Here is a 13,699-nt window from a genome sequence, read left to right as displayed (position 1 = left end):
CTCCACCACCCCCGCCTCCGCCGGCAGCCGGTGTGCCCTCTGCACCCCGCGGCTGTGCATGCGCGGCAGCCGGCGCGTTCTGGTTCGCCGGGACCAGCGACAGCCGTGGCCCCTCGGTTCTGGCGAACCCGAGCTTATCCAAATCGACTGCCGGCTCGAACGCCTCGTTCATGGACACCGCCTGCAGCCCGAAGGCGCGGACTAATTCGGACGATCCTAAGCTTCGCTCCACCGCGGTTGACGCCGCGGGCGACGTATCCGCTTCCGGCTGCCTCGGCGCTTCCGGAGAGTCCGGCTGCTTCGGCTGATGTCCCTCCTCCTTGCCCTCGCCGAACACCTGTTTCAGCAGAAGTCCCCAAGATGCGATCAGGACGGCCGGCACGATGGAACTGACCCGCGACCGTTCTTCTATAAGGGCAAAGCGGCGTGCCGGCGCGTCGAGCGCGCTGCGGTCCGGAATTCCCAACGACAGCCGATCGTCCATGGCCACCTCCCGCATCAGGCCGTCGCCGCGGCGGGGAACGGTATCGGCGCCGCCGGAGCGCCAACTACTTTGTCCTTCGGTCCGAATGCGACCAGCTTGCCGCCCTGGACCACACCGACGTAGTCCACCGCCGCCAGCGCCTTCGGACGGTGCGCGATCACGATGACGACCCCGCCGCGCGCCTTGACGCCTTCGATGGCGTCCCCGAGCGCCGCCTCGCCCGGTGCGTCGAGGTTCGAGTTCGGCTCGTCGAGCACGACGAGGAAGGGGTCGCCGTAGAGTGCCCGCGCCAACCCGATACGCTGCCGCTGGCCGGCCGACAGCGCCGTGCCCGACGGCCCGAGTTCGGTCTGGTAGCCGTCCGGCAAACGCGTGACCATCTCGTGGATTCCTGCGGCTTTCGACGCGGCAATGATCTTGCGGGCATCGGGCTCGGTCTCGAACCGCGAGATGTTCTCCGCGATGCTGCCGTCCAGCAGCGAGACGTCCTGCGGCAGGTAGCCGATGTGCTCGCCGAGCGCGTCGGCGCGCCACTGGTCGAGGTCCGCCTCGTCCAGCCGGACCTTGCCCCTGAGCAGCGGCCAAACGCCGACGAGACCCTTTGCAAGAGAGGTCTTGCCGCCACCGCTGGGGCCGATCAGGCCGAGCGCCTCGCCCGCCTTAAGCTCGAAGCCGACGTCGCCGACGAGCACGGTGCCGCTGCCCGGTGCGACCACGGTGATGCCTTCGACTTTCAGGGTCGCGCAGGGCTTGGGAAGCGGCAGGACGTGGCTGCCGTCCTCTGCCGCAGCGAGCGTCTGCTTAAGGCGGCTGAAACTGCGCCGCGCTGCGGCGATCACCTTCCAGTTGCCGATGGCCGAATCGATCGGCGCCAGTGCCCGCGCCGAAGCCACCGAGCAGGCGATGATCGCGCCCGCCGAAAGCTCACCCTTGATGGTGAGGAACGCGCCTAGCCCCAGCAGCGCCGACTGCAGCATCATGCGCATCACCTTCGCCATGCCGCCGAAGCTGCCGCTGATGTCGCTGGTTCGGGTCTGCAGGGCCAGATGACGGGCATTGGCCGATTCGAACCTTGTCACGGCGCGCCCGCCGAACCCCATCGCGCGCAGGATGTCGGCGTTGCGCGCGTGCGAGTCCGCCAGCGTGGAGCGCTGCACCGCGGCTTGGTGGGTCTCCTTGCCGGCCCGCCGCGTCAGCAATTCGGTCGCCACCGTGAGCGACATCAGAACCACCGCGCCGGCAAGGGTGACAAGCCCGAGCACCGGATGGAGCAGGTAGACGAAGCCGAGAAATAGCGGCATCCACGGCAGGTCGAAGAAGGCTATCGGAGCCTGGCTGCCGAGGAAGCCGCGCACGACGTCGACGTCGCGCCCCCGCTCCAGCGCCTCGGACGTCGAGTAGCCGTATCGAGCCATCTCGATCACGACGTAGTGCGCCAAGGGCGCCAGTTTGGCGTCCAGACGGGCCCCGAGCCTCACCAGTATCTGCGAGCGCAGGATGTCGAACATGCCTTGGAACAGATAGAGCCCGATGGCGAGAGCGGAGAGCGCCGCCAAGGTCGGGATGCTGTGGCTCGTCAGCGCCCGGTCGTAGATCTGCAGCATGTAGAACGAGCCGGTCAGCGCCAGCAGGTTGATGATTCCGGACACCCCCAGCAGGACAAAACCGATGCCGCGGTAGCTGCCGATCGGATTCTCCGTCGAATTCTTTCGCTTCGGGTTCTTGCTCATCGTTGCTGCCCTGCCCTTGGCCTCAGTGACGTCGTCCACCCGGGCGGCGGTTCGCCCGGGTGGTTATGATCGGTTGCGCTAGTGCACGCCGTTGAAGTCCGAGGTGGTCAGCGCATGATTGCCGGCGCCGAGATCGATCTTGAAGTCGGCCGCGGTGTCGCCGTTGGTGTTGCCGGAGACGAAGGTGTGCTCCGCGCCGTCCTTCACCTCCTGCGTGACAATGACCTGTCCGGCCGAGGTGAAGACGTTGCCGGCGAACAGCACGAAGGACTGGTTGCCGGCCGTCCCCGTATTGGCGTCGATGGCCGACAGGTCGATCTTGTCACCCGGCTGGAAACCCTCGATGGTATCGCCGTTGGCGTCTGCCGCGGAGCCGAATACGTAGGTGTCGTTGCCTGCACCGCCGTCCATGACGTTCGCCACCGAACTCGCCACGATGGTGTCGTTGCCGGAGCCGCCGATGAAGTCCTCGAACCCGAAGATCTGGTCGGTCCCGCTCTGCGCGCTCGCGACGCTGCCGTGCTGACCGATGCCGTTGCCGAGATCGGCCGTGATGTTGGCCGAGATCGCCGAGTAGTCCAGCGTGTCTTCCTCGGTGTCGCCGAAGTAGGTGTCGTTGCCGTCGCCGACGGTCGCTATGATCCGGTCGTTGCCGGCCCCTCCGTAGACGGTATCGTTGCCGGCGTCGCCTTCCAGGGCATCGTCGCCCGCGTCGCCGAACAGGCGGTCGTCACCGCCGTCGCCGGTGATCAGGTCGCGTCCGGCGCCGCCGAAGAGGTCGTCGTTGCCGTCGTTGCCGAACACCACGTCGTCGCCTGCGCCGGCCTTCACCAGGTCGTCTCCGGCGCCGGCCTTCAGCGTGTCGGCACCGTCGTTGCCGAGGATCACGTCGTCGCCGTCGAGGCCACTGAGGACGTCGTCGCCGGTCGTCCCGACCATCACGTCGGCGGCTGCGGTTCCGATCTGGCCCTCAGCCATGCCCGGGTTGACCGCCGGAGGTTGCGGCGTGTCCGGGTCGCCCTGCCCGTCGTGCTGATGGTCGCCCGACGAACAATGCTGATCGTCGCCGCCGGAGTTGCCGTCCTGGCCGTCGTCGCCGGAGCCACCTTGGCCGCCGCCTTGGTCGCCCGGAGGCTGAGCGGTCTGGGTGTCGACCACGTCCTGCGGCCGCAGCGTCCCGACCACCTGATCGTCACCTCCCCCGCCGTGGAACACGATGCGGTGGTCCGACGTCAGTCCGGAGATGTCGACCGTGTCGGCGGCCGCGCCGCCGTTCACCGTGATCGTGCTGTAGTTCAAACTGGTGCCGGTGAAATTGCCGACAACCTGGACGGTGTCGCCACCGATGGTGCCGGTGCCGCCCGGGGGGACGCCGCCTGGCGACGTGACGGTCGCCGCATTGATGACAATCTCCTCGATGTTGTCGAGTTCGGCGATCACCACGCCGTTGCGGGCGACGACGATCTCCGTGTTCGCATTCAGGCCGGTGAAGCCGAAATGCGCTGCGCTGCTGGCCGTCCCTGACCCGGCACCGTCCCAGTCGTCGGTGTTGGAATAGATACTGAAGGTCTCGGCACCGGCTACTCCGTTCAGCACGTAGGTATCCGGCGTGGTGTCGCGGCCGTTGATGTCGAGCGCCGTCGTGCCGCCATCGACGAAATCATGCCCGCCGGTCGATCCGGTCTGGGTCACGGTGTCTGCGCCGGAGCCGCCGTTGATATAGTCGTCGCCAGCACCGCCGTTCATGGTGTCGTTGCCGTCGAGGCCGAAGATGGCCTGCGATCCGGGCGTGCCCGCCGCTCCGTTGAGGTTGGCGTTGTTGGCGTTGGTACCCGTGACGACGCCGTAGTTCACGCCGTTGAACCGGAGTTGCTCGGTGCCGCTGACGGTATCGGTGCCCTCCGCCCCGGTGTTGTCCGTCACGGTGATGGCCGCGGTCGTGGCCGCAAGGGTGAAGTTGGCGACCGGACCGGCGTAGACGGCCGTATCGGTCTGGGCACCGCCGTTGATGGTGTCATTGCCTGCCCCGCCGTTGATGGTGTCATTGCCGCCATTGCCGTTGAGGATGTCGTCGCCGGCGTTGCCGTTCAGCGTGTCGGCGCCGCCGAAGCCGAAGATGGTGTTGGAACCGTTGGCAATGTCGTTGCCGGCGGTGCCGTTGAAGGTCGCCTGGATCGGCGAGGACCAGTTCGCGCCGACGGGGCCGGTCGGATTCGAGATCACGGTTTCCGGGTGTCCTCCCGCATCCGTGAAGGTCGCGACGACGCGGAGTTGCAGGCCGGCCTGCGCGTCGAGCCCGTTGAAACCGAGGATCGAAACGTCCTGCGGGGTAAAGGCTGCGTTGGTGGCGCCCGCAATGTCGTTCCATGCCGTGCCGTTCGGCGAAGACTGCCATTGATAGTGCAGAGCCGCCGGATTGAAGCCGTTCCCGTCCTGGATGCTGCTGATGTCGAGCGTCAGCTGCTGTCCTTCGGTCGGGGTCGAGTCAGAGATGACCGGCGCACCGGTGGCGGGAATGTTGACCAGTTGGTCGACGTCGACAGTGCCGTCGGCGAACTGCAGCTTGTGAATTCCGATCAACAGATCGGTGCCGTCGCTCGGCGCCCGGGCTGAGCCGTCCGGATTGAGCCCACCATGGTCGGTGATCTTGTAGGCGACCACGGCGCCTTCGTGGGCGCTGGCGTAGTTGATAGCGGCGATGGAGTAGTCGAGCCGGTTACCGCTGAGGATGACGGTGTCCGAGGTACCGTCCGCCCCGCTATCTTTGCCCAGAACGAGGTCCTTGTTGCGCTCGCTCATCAACAGGTCGGTGTAGTGCTTGGCGAACAGTTCCGTGTGGATGCCGGCGCCGCTGTTGGCTAAGAGCCCGCCAGTGAGGGTCCCCGTCACGCTGTGAGTGGCATTGCCGTTGGCATCAAAGCCGTCCGTATAGCCGCCGTAGGTGCCGATCAACGTGTCGAGGCGGATGTGCCCGCCGATAATGACGTCGTTGCCGCCGCTACCGACGAGGCCGTCGGTGTTCGCTAACGTTGTGCCGAAGGTATCGTTGCCGCCGCCGCCGATCAGCCAGTTGTCGCCGTCGTCGCCGATGATCCTGTCGGCGAATTTCGATCCCACCACGCCCTCGAGGTCAGCCCAGAGCTGGCTGAACGGATTGTAGGGCGCGGCCCCCCCGGCCGCTACCAGGTTCTGGTTGCGCAGGTCCGCGGCCGCATCGAGCACGATGTTGGTGTCGGAGAACACCGACATGTCGAAGCCGACGTCGCCGAGCAGCTCGTCGCTGTCGCCGTTGAGTGCATTCTGGCCGATGCCGCCGAACAGGAGGTCGTCGCCACCCTCGCCCTTGAGTACGTCCGCACCCGAGCCACCGCTCAGCATGTCGTCGCCGAGGCCGCCGCGCAGTTCGTCCGGCCCGTCGCCGCCGAACATGATGTCGTTGCCGCTATCGCCGAATGCTAGGTCGGTGTCGCCGCCGGCGTCGATGTAGTCATCGCCCGACCCGCCGTAGATCTCGTCGATGCCGGCTTCGCCGTAGAGCTTGTCGTTGCCGCCGCCGCCGATCACGACGTCGAGCGCGCCGGCGCTGGTGCCTGCATAGATGATGTCGTCGCCCTCGCCGCCGTCGAGGAAGTCCTCGATGTCGCCGCCGTAAAGCACGTCCTGACCGTCGCCGCCATAGAGATGGTCGGCGCCGGCTTTGCCGTCCAGAACGTCGTCGCCCTTGTCGCCGTAGACCGTGTCGTCGCCGTTGCCGGCGTCGATCCAGTCGTTGTAGTCGGTGCCCGCGAGCGTCTCATGGGAGTTGTAGCCGGAGGCCGGCGTGCCGTCGGGATTCTCGCCCAAGTCGGGCCGGAAGTCGGCAATGTAGGCCTGGTTGACGAAGCCGAGATCCGTGTTGCTCTTGTGCAGGACCGTGCCGTTGCCGGCGGTTCCGCCGCCAACCCCGGAGTAGATGCCCATGTGGATGCCGTTGGCATCGTTCGCCGCCAGGACATCGCCATAGGCGTGGGCGGTCTTGTAGTCCTGCATGATGAGGTTGTGGCCGAGGTCGTACTGCAGATCGCCCTGGTTGGCCATCACATGGTTGCCCGTGATGTCCAAGATGTCCTGCCCGCGCACGGCGGTCAGCGCCGTCCCGGGCATCACCTTCCGCGCCAGTTCGAGCGTGCTGTCCGAATAGCCCATGACGTCGCCGTTGAGGTGCATGACGCCGGTGGTGCGCTCGATGATGTCCTTGAACTGCTCGGTCACGATCGCGTGGCCGAGGTCGGTGTCGATGTTGAGGGAGTCCTGCAGGCGGTAGATGTAGTAGAACCTGTCGCCGTCCATCAGCCGTTCCATCTGGTCTTCGAAGATGGCGTTGAAGGTGGTGCCGAGTTGACCGGTGAAGACGTGGAGTTCAGCCAGGCCGCCGATCCAGAAGTCGATGTTGTTGAACGCGCCCTCGCCGGTCGCCAGTTCTGCGTTCGGACCGGTGTAGTTGTTGTTGAGGAATCCGATCGCATCGTCGATGGTGTATCCGTGCGCTCCCGACCCGGAAACGATCACGCCGCTCTCGATGTCGATGAGTTCTTGCGCCTTGGTCAAGTCGCCGTCGAAGGCGTAGGCAGCGATGAAATCGACCAGCGATTCCGGGTGCTGCATCTGGGAGCCGTATTCGGCCCAGCTAGTGTACGGGTTGAGAGCGTCGACGATCAGGTTGGAGTGGTGAGGCGTGTTCGGATCGGCGGCGCGCTCCGCGACCAGCGCGTCGTGCAGCTGCTTGCGCACCTCGTTGAGCGTCGGCATGCCGACGTCGCGGCCGCGCGCGATGTTGATGGCGCCGAGGTCCAGCGCCTGGCCCAGCAGGGTCTGCTGCATCGCTGGCGTGACGAACTCGTCGACCTCGTTGGAGACCTGCTGGGACATGCCGCGCAGGATGTTGGAGGCGCCAACGGCGGCGAACTGCTCCGGATTGAGGAACGCGCCTTCCAGCGCGAACTTGGTGACCATTCCGCTGGGATCGATGGAGTCGATGGTCTCGCGCAGCTGGGAGTGGCCGAACCTGAAGGCGGCCTGCGAATATTCCAGCGAAATGTCCGCGTTGATGTCGCTATCATAGGTGACGAACTCGGGAAGGTCAGGGGTCACCAGACGCGCGTACTGGTCGATCGCGGTGTGCTGGTATTCCATTTCATTGATCAGCTTCACGGTCTCGAACATCTTGTCCGGGTCCCAGGAGACCTTGTCGATCGAGGCGACCGCGACTCCACTCTGGTCGGTCAGGGTATAGTTACCCGCCTGATCGTGGAAGAATCCGCCATGGCCGTCGTCGACGCCCAGCTGATAATCGTGGCGCGCCGTGGCGTCCGGCGAGGTCAGGATCATGTTCTCCAGGTTGACGAGCTGCACGTTGTGGTTTTCGTGGAACACGTGGTGCAGCGCAGTCAGGCCGAAGTTCTCGTTGGCACGTCCGTCGCCGGCGATGTAGTGGTCGCCAACAGAGGCCATCATGATCTCGCCGACCGCGCCGTAGAAGCCCTGATCCGTAACGGTGATGCTGAAATTAGAGAAGTTGACCCAGGGCGCCAGCGCGAAGGCGCCGTGGAGCACGGTGCCTGCCGGTAGCGTGCTTCCCGGCCCCATGTTGAGGGAGGAGCCCAGGGTAAGCTGCAGCGCGTTGAGTCCAGTCTGCGGGTCGATGGCGAAACCCAGCACGTCGCCGGAGCGGCCGACGTCCGCCATATGAGAGTTCATGTAGGCGATCGCCGTAGTGACCTTTGCGGCTTCGTTGGTATCCCAGACCGTGGCGGCGTTTCCGTCGTTCGGCTGGAGGCGCGCTGTATCGAATCGCGGGTTCATGTCCAGCAGCAGCGCCTCGCCGGTGTAGACGAAGCCGCCTACCGCAGCGCCGTTGGTGTCGACCACTTGGCCATGGTCGTCGCGGGCCCGCAGATTGTTTATGTCATCCCACGTCAGGTCGGCGCGGCCGGTCTCCCGGATGTGCTCGCGCATCTCGTTGAGGGTGGGCACTGTGCGGGTGGTGGTGCCGACGCCTAGTCCGGTGGGACTCGCGTCGTCAAAGACTTGGCTGTTATAGGCTTGGGTGCGGTGGCCATCGAGCAGTTCGGCCCCCGGACGGTACACGCCCGTATTGGGATCCTGTACCCATTCGCGCAGCAGGTTGGTCGTCTGGGTGTTCGAGCCGTAGCTCTGCGACTGGTCGATGTAGGGCGAGGTATGGTTGGTGTAGCTTGTGGTCGTCGGCTTGACCATGGCACCATGCACGTCATCGGCGGTGCCGTAGACGCCGTCGCCGCCTGGTGCCTTGACGTCGTCGGACGTGCCCCAGAGGCCGTCGGGGCCGGCGATTGAGACGGGTCGACCGTGCTGGTCTGTCACCGTGTAGCCGTCCGGAGTGGCCCGCGAGATAGTGATCGTGGTGTTGCCCGGGTCCTGCCCGCTGGGCGCGCGATAGAGCGGGTCGTCCGGCGCCAGCGGAATCACGATCTTGGAGCCCTGGCCGCCCTTGTCGATGAAGTCCAGGCCGTGATCGAAGAACTGGCCGAACAGGGTGAAGATGCCACTCGTGGACGGATCGCCGGGCAGCGTGTTGACGTTGCGAACGATCGTCTCGGTCTGAGTGGAAGTGGATCCGTCCCTTGCCGTGACGACCTCCGTGATCGTGTCGGTTGCCACATCCATGCGAGTCAGCGCGCTCTCCGCCACGCCAGTGGCGTGGTCCCCGTAGGACGAACTGATCGTCTGGGTGATCATGCGGGGCGTGTAGTCCACGACCGTCTTGTTCAGATCGGCGTAGTTGGTGCTGTTGTCGGCGACAGGCACAAACGAGGGATGCGCGGCCCCGTACGTCGCGAGTGCGGGATTAGTTAGCGACTGCTCGACGTAATGGTTGTAGTCGGCGGCCGTAAGGCGGGGGAACGGGTCGTTGGTTGCCCCCCAGGTCCATGACGTGACGCTCACCAAGTTGTTGAAGAAGCCCGTGGGAAGGCGGAACCCACTGGCCTCACGCGCGCCGTCGTAAATCGAAAGCCCAGTTACCGCATCCGTTACGGCGAGCGGATCGAAGGTGCCGAACAAACCGAGATCGTGAGAGACGCCGGCTGAGTCCACGTAACCATAGATCGGCTGACCGTTCGCGTCGAAGCGCACGATTTTTATCGCATCGCGCATCTGGTCGAGCAGATAGTTAACGTCGCCCATGGTGATGACGAAAGGCTTCGAAGAGGGCATGTTCCGTCTCCCTTACGTTGCACGATGCTCCGACGCGGGCCTGTCGACTGTTGCTGCCCGGTCGGCGGATTCTCTCGAGGCCATCATGACCGCCCGGGGCGGCCCGGGTAGGTGCGGAAGTCGAGCGAATTTTGGGGGCCGAACGGGGTAGTCGGCAGGCAGGAAAGTCCGATATGGCCATCCGACCAAAGTCCGACGCGGTGAGGCCTTTGGTCCGCCAGATCCGGGTTTATGAGAGTCGCTATTCCGGCATTTGCGCGGCGTTTTCCCTAGTGATGACATTCAATCGCCGGGGTGGGCGTGTGGGTGTGTGCTGCTGCAACAGCTGCGCACTGTCTTGCAGGAGGCGCTCAAGGAGCTAGAGCGGTGTCGGCCGGCTTTCCCCGATGTTGGGAACGTCGCCGAGGCGGGCGGAGGCGCTGCCGCTAGAGGATTGTGCGTTGCGGCCCGCGCCGCATGACCTAGGAGGCATTAACCGATGCCTAAAAAATCCCTCGGCGATGGTTGAACGTGCCGCAGCGGGACCAATGCCCCCGCCTTCGGACTTAAGTCCGAGTTCAGCTGGGCCTTTCGGCAGACCGGCCCATCGGCGGTGGAAAGCAATCGACGAGTGACTTCCAATGACTGGCGATGGATTCGCGTGCGATCTCCACCATGTTCATACGGAACGTTGAAAGCCGATCCGATTGGAGCATATAATGCTGCTATTTGAGCATCAGTTCATCGATGGCATTGCTAGAGAATGATCGCCAAGAATCCACCAAGTGAGGAAGCCTCTGGCGCCGGTGTAGATGATCGGCGCATTCGTCGCATCGAAGTTGCTTCCTTGAGAATCAACGAACGCGAGCCGGCCGCTGAAGACGCCCCATCGAGGGCAACCGGAAGAACCACCGGCATTCGCCGACCTCGATTGCGTCGCTGGTGGAGTCGAAGGTCGCTCTTCGAGCAGTTCGCACTGCTGTCGTCGCTGGTGCTGTCGCTTTCTGTGGCGACAGTCGGAGGATGGGTCGGCAATCGTATCGCCGATGGCGTTCTGCGCGGAACGAGTGGCGCCGCCGCGCTGTACATGACGAATTTCGTGGAGCCCTACGTTCAGTCGATGGACGGCGGAGGCACACTTAGTGCGGAAGACCTCCGCCGCCTCGATGGCGTCGCCGAGTTGCTCAAATCCAGACGGCATGTCGCCTCCGTCAAGATATGGGCGCGCGACGGTACCATCGTGTACAGCACGCAAAAGGCGCTAATCGGAAGAAGATTTACGGCGACGGACCTCACGCCTTCGCTGCAAGGAGAAATTCGTGCGGGCATGGCCGACCTTCAGGATGATGACAGCGAATTCGAACGCTCTCTGTCGAAGCCGCTCTACGAGATGTTCCTGCCTCTCTACAAGAACGAGACGGAAAGGATCGTCGCGGTCGCCGAAATCTACGAAGACGCCGGCGCGCTTCTCCGCGACCAGGCCAGCGCCATCCGCGGCGCCTGGCTGGTGGTCGGGTCCGTGGGTCTCGTCACCCTTTTGGCCCTCTTCGTCGTCGTCCACCGGGGAAGCACGACGATCAAAAGGCAGCGCTCGGCCATCAAGCAGCGATTCCGGGAGAAAGTATTGCTGCATCGGAAGAACGACATTCTGAAATCCGAAACGGAAGATGCTCTTCGCACGGCCGCCCGCATCGACGATCTTGTCCATACCCGCCTTGGAACCGAGCTCCACGACGGCCCCGCGCAGCTGATATCCTTCGCGCTGCTGCGGATCGAAGGTCTCGAGCAGGAGCTGGGCGGCCGGACACCCAAAGCGCGAGCGCTCCTGACGGAATTCCGGAGCGCCCTCCAGGACGCGCTCAAGGAGCTGCGCGCGATCGCCGCCGATCTGTTTCTTCCCGATCTTGGTGACAGCGGCGACCTCGCTCAGATGCTCCGGAAAATCATACGTGCACATGAAGGCCGCGCCGCCTCCATCGTCGATTTCGAGATGACCGGGGTGCCTGAGAGACTGCCTCGCGACGCCGTACGCTGCGTCGTTCGGGTGACGCAGGAGGCGTTAAACAATGCCTTCAAGCATTCGGGGAGCGATCGCCAGACCGTAATGGTTAATTACTGCGCCGGGACGCTGCGGCTCTCGGTGCGCGATCGCGGATGCGGCTTTTCCGGCACGACCGCCAAGCCCCTATCAGGTCTTGGGATTATGGGTATGGCCTCCAGAGTGAGAGCACTGGGCGGGACGTTCTCCGTGATCTCCAATCTGGGCCAAGGCACGGAGATTTCTTGCGAGCTGCATCTCCGAAGTTCCATCGCCGGAACTGACGACGAACACCTGAGAGATGCCCGACCCATCAAAAGTGATTGAAACTTTATCCTTACGAGGCCTATGCTCGCAACATTCTAGACTGCCATTTTTCTGCAGCGTTTTTATTTGTGAGAGTACGCATATGGAAAACTCCAGTGAGCAGGCTACTATTGCAATCGTCGACGATCATCCGATCTATCGCCAAGGACTGGCCGCCGTTTTTCGGGCGGAGGCTCGCTTCAAGGTCGTAGCCGAAGGCGCCTCAACGGCAGACGCGCTGGAAATCGCAAAAACGCATCGCCCGAGCATCCTCGTTCTCGATCTCGGAATACCAGGTGACAGCCTGGAAACTCTCAAGCAGCTGTGCGTCGAATTTCCCGGAACGCACTGCGTCATACTCACTGCCTGCGACGATCCGCAGACTGGCATCGCCGCCCTGAACGCGGGCGCGCATGGCTACATCCTGAAGGGTGTCAGCGCGAGCGAATTGAAAGCGGCGATCTGGGCGGTGTTCAAGAACGAGACATCGTTCGTCTCGCCGGAGTTCGCGGCGCGGCTACTTTCGGCGGTTCAACAGAAGGAGGCGGCATCGATCGAGGTCGGCCTCAGCCATCGCGAACTCCAGATCATCGCAGAGGTCGAGAGCGGCGCCACCAACAGGATGGTCGCCGACAAGCTCAAGATCAGCGAAAAGACCGTCAAGCACTACATGAGCAGCATCATGCAGAAGTGCGGCGCGACAAACCGCGTGTCCGCGGTCATGGCGTATCAGAGGATGCGCCAGTCCGGCCAACACGCCTGAACGACGGCAGGCCATCACCCTGCGAATCCGCGCAGCGCCGCTGGGCTACTTCGCCGCAGCTGGCGTTCGCGCTCATCTGTCGTTTCGGACCGAGCCGTGAAGCGCCGCGCTAGCAAAGAATCACCCGGGCAGTGCCATCGCGGTAAAGGCCCGCGCGCGAGTAGGCACTTGGCTGGCACCGACAACCTACCAGAGCCGATTCAATCGGGTTTGAACACGACGCCGATGCGAGTATCACTGGACCAAACAAGACGGCAATCTCTGATGATACGGTCTCTTTCCAACATCATCTTGAATGTGGCAGGCATGTGCAGCTTCGTCGATAACTCGATCCCAGCACCGTCCTCCGAGATATTGAACACGCGGCAACGTCGGCTGCCGCCATCTCCAAAAATGTAGGCGGCTAAGTCGACCTCCAAACGATCGATCTTCCGGCGATCCGACATGGTTATCCTTGAGTTGACGCGGCTGTCTCGGGTCCTTCATTGGCCGAAGCCATTTCAAGCAATCTAAACTGCCTCGCGATCCGTGTTGCCAAGCCCGACCGGTCTTTGGCTAGCTCTCTCTTAAGGTCGGATATGTCGTGTCCGTCTCGCTCAAGGACCTCGATCAGGATTGTTTGGCTCTGAACATTGGTCACTATGTCAGCGATCTCTCGCGTCAAAACAGCCAGCTCGTCATCATTATCTGATGTCACGGCGATCTCCTTGGTCGGACTGATCACGCGCAGAAATGCGCTATTTCGCATGCTCAATACTTACAGATCGTTACACGGGCACACCCTGGACCCCTTATCTTGGGTCGACGTTACACGTGCCCTAGGTTTGCAAGCGTAAGTCAGGCGACGTTCTCGGCTCCTGCTGATTATCGTTTACGATCTTGACGTACGATGACGCTCCGCAGCGCTTTTGCTGGCATGAATCGATGTCCAACAATCGACAAGAGGTCCGTCCGTGGTCGCCCGAAGAAGAAGCGCTACTGCTTGCGCTACACGATGAGGGCATGACTGCGACCGAGCTCGGCGAGCGCTTGGGTCGCAGTCGCCACGCCGTCTACGGTCGGTTACAACGTTTCCGCAAGCAGCGAGGCCGGGTAAGCCGCACCAACGGACGCGCCTTCGCGCAATGGAGTGGATAGTCCGAGAGTCCTCCCCGCCCTCCCCATCC

At 63.6% G+C, this 13,699-nt stretch carries 7 protein-coding genes; 3 read left to right on the top strand and 4 right to left on the bottom strand.

The window, feature by feature from the left end; translation table 11 throughout:
• The 3 genes from AC0L2J_RS13035 to AC0L2J_RS13025 all read right to left on the bottom strand — a co-directional run.
• Positions 1–484, bottom strand: a 484-nt coding sequence (locus AC0L2J_RS13035; RefSeq protein WP_473390306.1) for a hypothetical protein, incomplete at its 3' end; no start/stop codon positions are given.
• A 14-nt stretch (positions 485–498) separates the two neighbouring features.
• Positions 499–2,214, bottom strand: a complete 1,716-nt coding sequence (locus AC0L2J_RS13030; RefSeq protein ID WP_473390303.1) for a type I secretion system permease/ATPase — start codon at positions 2,212–2,214, stop codon at positions 499–501.
• A 78-nt stretch (positions 2,215–2,292) separates the two neighbouring features.
• Positions 2,293–9,447 (bottom strand): peroxidase family protein, encoded by a 7,155-nt coding sequence (locus tag AC0L2J_RS13025; protein ID WP_473390300.1) that lies wholly within the window; start codon positions 9,445–9,447, stop codon positions 2,293–2,295.
• 742 nt (positions 9,448–10,189) lie between these two features.
• Here AC0L2J_RS13025 and AC0L2J_RS13020 point away from each other — a divergent pair.
• Both AC0L2J_RS13020 and AC0L2J_RS13015 read left to right on the top strand, forming a co-directional pair.
• The gene (locus AC0L2J_RS13020) at positions 10,190–11,791 is read left to right on the top strand and encodes a sensor histidine kinase (RefSeq protein WP_473390296.1); all 1,602 of its coding nucleotides are present in this window, start codon (positions 10,190–10,192) and stop codon (positions 11,789–11,791) included.
• A complete protein-coding gene (locus AC0L2J_RS13015; RefSeq protein WP_473390292.1) occupies positions 11,766–12,533 on the top strand; it encodes a response regulator in 768 nt (255 codons plus the stop codon). The genes AC0L2J_RS13020 and AC0L2J_RS13015 overlap by 26 nt, the downstream gene beginning before the upstream one ends.
• A gap of 200 nt (positions 12,534–12,733) precedes the next feature.
• On the opposite strand, the gene AC0L2J_RS13010 is transcribed toward AC0L2J_RS13015, so the two are convergent.
• Positions 12,734–12,979: a PilZ domain-containing protein gene (locus tag AC0L2J_RS13010; RefSeq protein WP_473390288.1), complete on the bottom strand. Its 246-nt coding sequence runs from the start codon at positions 12,977–12,979 to the stop codon at positions 12,734–12,736.
• A gap of 478 nt (positions 12,980–13,457) precedes the next feature.
• Here AC0L2J_RS13010 and AC0L2J_RS13005 point away from each other — a divergent pair, with 478 nt between their 5' ends.
• On the top strand, positions 13,458–13,670 hold the full coding sequence (locus AC0L2J_RS13005) for a helix-turn-helix domain-containing protein (protein ID WP_473390285.1): 213 nt from the start codon (positions 13,458–13,460) through the stop codon (positions 13,668–13,670).
• Positions 13,671–13,699 lie beyond the last annotated feature (29 nt).

This window comes from Bradyrhizobium sp. MV1.5, from assembly GCF_055807615.1.
This window is presented reverse-complemented; position numbering and strand designations above follow the sequence as displayed.

Bases quoted from the DNA above. Each gene is read 5' to 3' on its own strand.
- AC0L2J_RS13030 (WP_473390303.1), bottom strand. From the start codon at position 2,214: ATGAGCAAGAACCCGAAGCGAAAGAATTCGACGGAGAATCCGATCGGC.
- AC0L2J_RS13025 (WP_473390300.1), bottom strand. From the start codon at position 9,447: ATGCCCTCTTCGAAGCCTTTCGTCATCACCATGGGCGACGTTAACTAT.
- AC0L2J_RS13020 (WP_473390296.1), top strand. From the start codon at position 10,190: ATGATCGCCAAGAATCCACCAAGTGAGGAAGCCTCTGGCGCCGGTGTA.
- AC0L2J_RS13015 (WP_473390292.1), top strand. From the start codon at position 11,766: ATGCCCGACCCATCAAAAGTGATTGAAACTTTATCCTTACGAGGCCTA.
- AC0L2J_RS13010 (WP_473390288.1), bottom strand. From the start codon at position 12,979: ATGTCGGATCGCCGGAAGATCGATCGTTTGGAGGTCGACTTAGCCGCC.
- AC0L2J_RS13005 (WP_473390285.1), top strand. From the start codon at position 13,458: ATGTCCAACAATCGACAAGAGGTCCGTCCGTGGTCGCCCGAAGAAGAA.